This window comes from Microcystis sp. LE19-10.1B (assembly GCF_027530565.1).
GTDB lineage: Bacteria > Cyanobacteriota > Cyanobacteriia > Cyanobacteriales > Microcystaceae > Microcystis > Microcystis aeruginosa.
Genome location: NZ_JAPZQM010000254.1, coordinates 1 through 5,433, shown reverse-complemented (window position 1 = coordinate 5,433; position 5,433 = coordinate 1). Strand labels below are relative to the sequence as shown.

Here is a 5,433-nt window from a genome sequence, read left to right as displayed (position 1 = left end):
GAAATGGGGCGAAAGTCTGTGGACTCTGTGTAAGACAGTACATGGTTTTTTAACTGTGGTATGCGACGGTGGTGGAAGCAGAAACTTAAATCGTGAGGTTTAGGAATCGCCGCACTTTTAGGGCGGCGAGGATGTCAACGTGGATAAAAACACGCTATTTTATTAACCTATACTAACCGCGCTTTAGGAGTCAGCAGTTTTCATGGATTCCGTGACAACCCTCCAATGTCAAAACCTAACCTGTCTATCCCCGAACGCTCTCACTAATAGATTCTGTGAAAAATGCGGTACTCCTTTAGTTAAGCGCTATTTATGGATGATGGGTGATTGGGTGAGAACCTATTATCATGTTGGCGAGCTAATTGATAATCGTTATTTGGTCAAACAACCACAAATTGTTCTTGATACTAAACCCGCTCAAGCACCCCAAGCGCCGGACGAACCTCCTAGCTGGATTTCCCTCTACCTAAAATTGTTACCCTTCCATCTCCACATTCCCCAAGTCTATGGCTATATTCCCAGTCCCGATGAACGCCTAAATATGGACATCTGGCTGTTGGAGTACGGCACTATTCCCCTCGACGAAACGGGAGAATTAATATATCCAGAACTATTGCCCACTCTAGCCGAGGTTTGGTCGCAAGCTTCCGATTTAAGACAAATTCACTGGTTATGGCAAATGGCCAAACTCTGGCATCCCCTTCAGAGAAAGGCTGTAGTCTCTAGTCTGCTCAACCCTTCACTGACGAGAGTGAATGATCAGCTGCTGCAATTGCTAGAATTAAGCAAAGATGAGGCCACCGCTCCCAATTTAAAAGATTTAGGAGCTTTCTGGACCGGTCTGATCCCGACGGCAGCCGCTAATATTCAAGATTTTCTCGTATCCCTGACCCAAGAGCTAGAATCCGGTGATCTCGATCGCCCGGAATCCCTGATCGCTATTCTCGATTATGCACTACAGCACTACGGTGGAGGTCAAGAACGCAGCTATGAGATTTTTACCTGCACTGATACCGGTCTGCTGCGGGAACACAACGAGGATGCCTGTTATCCCCCGACTAATCAGGCCATAACCCTCGCTCATGGTCAAAATCCCCTGGCGATTGTCTGTGATGGCATCGGCGGTCAGGAAGGGGGCGAAATCGCTGCTCAATTGGCGATCAAAACCCTGTCTAGGGAAATTAATCCCAGTCCCACCACTAATATTGAAATCTATCCCGATAGTTACAGTCTTATCCTCGAACAGGCGATTCGTGTCACCAATGATCTGATCAGTCAACGCAATGATCAGGAGTCAAGACAAGATCGTCAGCGCATGGGTACGACTCTAGTTATGGCTTTTGCCCAGGCCCAGGAAATGTACGCGGCCCATGTGGGGGATTCCCGCATCTATTGGATTACTGCCCACAGTTGTCATCAAGTGACGGTGGATGACGATCTCGCTTCCAGGGAAGTGAAATTAGGCTATCTCCTCTATTGTGATGCCATACAGTATCCCAACGCGGGGGCCTTGGTGCAAGCTTTGGGCATGAGTAGCGCCAATAATCTCCATCCCACCGTTCAGAGGTTGATTATTGATCAAGATTGTGTTTTTCTCCTCTGTTCCGATGGTTTAAGTGATTACGATCGGGTAGAACAATACTGGGACAGTGAAATTGTGCCTCTTTTGCGAGGAGAGAAAAATGTAACCGCCGTGGGGGAAAGTTTATTACAACTAGCTAACCAGAAAAACGGTCACGATAACTCCACCATCGCCCTAGTTTATTGTCGGGTAGTTCCTGCGGCTGAACCTGTCACGCCTTTAGTTTATGCTGAGGCCAAAGAACGGATTATTCCCGATCTTAATGACCAAGATTTTGATCACAGCGGGGACACCTACCCCGGAGAAGAAGTGGTGACAGCAATACCCACTCCCCCCCCTGCATCTTCTTCGGTTTCTAGTCGTACTTCTCCCCCCGCGCTCACTAGGGTTTCACCCCTAGTCGTAGTAGCGATCGCTGTCGGTGTTCTCGGTTTGCTGGCTGCGATCGCTTGGCAATTCTTGAGTCATAATCCCCCTTCCAATCCATCGATTTCTCCCGCACCCGTCACCGGTCCGAGTCCCACGACCGGGACGACACCTTCCACACCTGTCACCGATACCAATCCAGGGACGACACCTTCCCCACCCGTCACCGGTCCCACTCCCCCCAATGCTTCTCCTAACTAGGGTTTGATGAAAAAGTTGTTCGTGGGGACAGGGTGTGGGGTGTGGGGTGTGGGGTGTGTGGTTTTACCTGACGATTAATCGGCTTGTCGGGGGTTGCCAGAGCGAGTTAAGATAAAATGCCCGATTAACTGCCGAGTCTATCATATATGGTTGATGCTGCGACGTTCTCCTCCGACACCTCCGCGATCATTGATGCCTTTGAAACGCCTCTAGAGTTTAACTTTCAACTGCCAGATCCCGAAGATGAAACCATTCAAGATCACGACTTTCAGCGACAACTGGATTCTTTTTGGAAAGTCTGCGATCGCTTTGATTTGCAAACGGAAATCTGGCGGGGGCGAATTTTGCGAGCTATTCGCGACCGGGAGAAGCAAGGCGGTGATAGTCGGGGTACAGGCTTTTTAAACTGGTTAAAACAGCGAGAAATCACTAAAAGTCAAGCTTATGCTCTGATTCAATTGGCTAATAGTGCTGATACTCTCCTGGCGGAAGGACAACTGGATCCCGATAGTATCAATAATTTTAGTAAACGCGCCTTCGTAGAAACGGCCAAATCTGCCCCCGAAATTCAAAAATTAGTCAGTGATGCGGCCCGACAAGGGGAGAGAATTACCCGTCGGGAGGTGAAGCAATTGGCCGATGAATGGACAGCGATGAGTTCAGATTTACTACCCGATGAAGTGAAAGAAAAAGCCAGCGACGGCAGTTTACCGGCGCGTCATCTCGCCCCCCTAGTGAAAGAATTAGAAAAGTTACCCGATACTCATATCGACACTCTCCGTCAAGAAATCGCCGCTAATCCCGATGTGGACACGGTAAAATTAATCACCTCGGAAGCACGCAGCTTAGCCAAATATCTCGATGCGGCGGCCCAAGTGCAAACTCTCCGACGGGGTAATTTAGATATCGAAATGGCTCTAGAAGAAGCGTTGCGCGTCGATTGTCTAAATACGGCGGCGGATCTGGTTAAACAAGCCACACAATTAGAGCAGGCCGTAGCTAAACTTTATACTACTTGGAAACGTTTAGGTAGTTTGTCCGATCGCCTCTATGTGGATACGGGAGCAAGTAATCCCCATCTGCGATCGATGTTAACCTGTTTGGAAAGTTTAACCAGTGAAGTGATCGAAGTGGAACTGGATGAAGGTGGCCAGAAAATGGTACGTTTACGCATTATCAGCGATGGGGGAAGTTAGATGCTTTGTTGGTGGTTGGATGTTGGGTGTTGGGGTTTGAGGGTGTTGGGGTTTTAGGGTTTTAGGGTTTTAGTGGAAATTCCCCTATCCCCCCCATTACCCTATTCCCCTAACGGCTTGCTGCTATAATCTCTGAATATCCTCAACTTTTATGAAAACTTATTAACAGATACTTGACTTTATGCTAAAAATCAAGGAAAAAAAACAAATAATTAGCATCGGTTCCATAACTGCGGCGATCTTGCTCAGTTTAACCCTAATTCCTGCCGCTATAGCCAAGGATGTCCTTCTGAGAGTGGGCATTGTCCAACGTTTTGGCGATGAAGCCAAGGAAAAATTAACCCTGGGCAGTACCAATGGTGATCATCTCACCCTGCGGGTGCTGGGAGAAGATGGCCAATCCCAAACCCTGCAAACCAATCGCCTACAATTAGAAGTTATTCCCCGTCCCCTCGCTTCTCCCATCCTGCAAGAAAAAGTCATTTTGAGCGACCACGCCACCTTTGAAACCGCCGAAAATAGTGCCAAAAATTGGGCAAAAATGGGCATTAAAGTGGAAATTACCCAACCCGGACGCTGGCAGGTCTGGGCAAAGCGAGAAGTTTATGAAAATCCCCTAGTGCGACGTTGGTTGCTGACCAGTTTGCAAGCCAAAGGCCACAATCAACCCTATATTAATAGTGTTTTACTCAAAGAAAAGCCGCAAGTTTCTTTCCAGATCAACGGGGTGCGCTATTTTCCCAAAGAATTAGAAATCGAGAGCCAAAAAAACCTGATTCAAGTCACCCATAGCCCCGATCAGTTACGTTTGTACGGGGGAACTATGCGCCTACAGCCCAACGCCTACGGCACTTTTACCCTAGTTAATAACGTTCCCCTCGAAACCTACCTGCGCGGGGTTGTACCCCACGAAATCGGTCATGATGCCCCGGAAAGCGCCACCCAAGCGCAAACTATTATCGCCCGTACCTACGCCCTCCGCAATCTCCGCCGTTTTCAAGCCGATAATTACGAACTCTGTGCCGATACCCATTGTCAAGTTTATTATGGATTGACGGGAACTAATCCCCGGGCTGATCAAGCGATCGCGGCCACGCGAGGCCTGGTTTTAACCTACCAAAATGAGTTAGTGGATGCCCTTTATTCCTCTACCACCGGCGGAATAACTGCCCTCTTTAGTGATGTTTGGGATGGGGAGGAAAGACCTTATCTCCGGGCAGTGGTGGACTCCCCCAATCGAGTCTGGGATCTCTCGAAACAATCTCTCGCTAATGAGACAACTTTTCGCCAGTTTATTAATCTTAAAGATGGTTTTAATGAGACGGGCCGACGGGTTTTTCGCTGGCAAAAACAAGCTTCTTTAGCTGATTTGAGTCAAGACCTAGAAACCTATCTAAAACGCAGAAAACATCCCCTCGCCCATTTCCAGAAAATCCAATGGATGGAAGTGACTAAGCGCTCTCCTTCCGGTCGGATTCTGACTATGACCGTTCAAACCGATAAGGGGATTTTGGAACTGCATAAAAATGAGGTGCGTAGTGCTTTGGGACCGCCTCGCAGTACCCTATTCTACATCGATCCTATCTACGATACCAATCGACAGATCCAGGGTTATAACTTTATTGGTGGCGGTTTTGGCCACGGGGTAGGATTAAGTCAATTTGGTTCCTATAATTTAGCCCGTTTGGGTTGGTCTCCCGAACAAATTCTCGCTTTCTATTATCCCGGCACCACCATTCAACCTCTCAATAATTCGATTGTCTTTTGGCGAGGAAATTAAGCAGTTATCAGTTATCAGTTTCTGAAGGCAATAGGCAATAGGCAATAGGCAAGAGAAAGGCTCTGACAATTCTCCTACCTAAAAAGAGGATTAGAAACTAAGTAAATCAAATGTTTTAATTTACCGAAATTTTGGGTTAAAGCCCCGTCCTTTTAGGACGGCTTTTTAAACTATAGCTTGTTAACTTAACTTTTATTGTGCTATACTGATTTTATCTAAGTAACCCGTGCGTAAAATGTTTGTCTTAG

Annotated in this window: 3 protein-coding genes; all 3 read left to right on the top strand. The window is 47.5% G+C overall.

Features of this window, described 5'->3' with window-relative positions; all coding sequences use genetic code 11:
• The first annotated feature begins 202 nt into the window (after positions 1 to 202).
• The 3 genes from O9332_RS09170 to O9332_RS09160 all read left to right on the top strand — a co-directional run bounded on the left by O9332_RS09170 (position 203) and on the right by O9332_RS09160 (position 5,185).
• Positions 203 to 2,209 carry a PP2C family protein-serine/threonine phosphatase gene (locus tag O9332_RS09170; protein WP_288025048.1) on the top strand — a complete coding sequence of 669 codons (2,007 nt, stop codon included), beginning with the start codon at positions 203 to 205 and terminating at the stop codon, positions 2,207 to 2,209.
• Positions 2,210 to 2,355: 146 nt separating this feature from the next.
• Complete coding sequence (locus tag O9332_RS09165) at positions 2,356 to 3,405, top strand: hypothetical protein (protein ID WP_002758565.1); 1,050 nt, start codon at positions 2,356 to 2,358, stop codon at positions 3,403 to 3,405.
• Between the two features lie 181 nt (positions 3,406 to 3,586).
• The gene (locus O9332_RS09160) at positions 3,587 to 5,185 is read left to right on the top strand and encodes a SpoIID/LytB domain-containing protein (protein ID WP_288025045.1); all 1,599 of its coding nucleotides are present in this window, start codon (positions 3,587 to 3,589) and stop codon (positions 5,183 to 5,185) included.
• Positions 5,186 to 5,433: the final 248 nt, after the last annotated feature.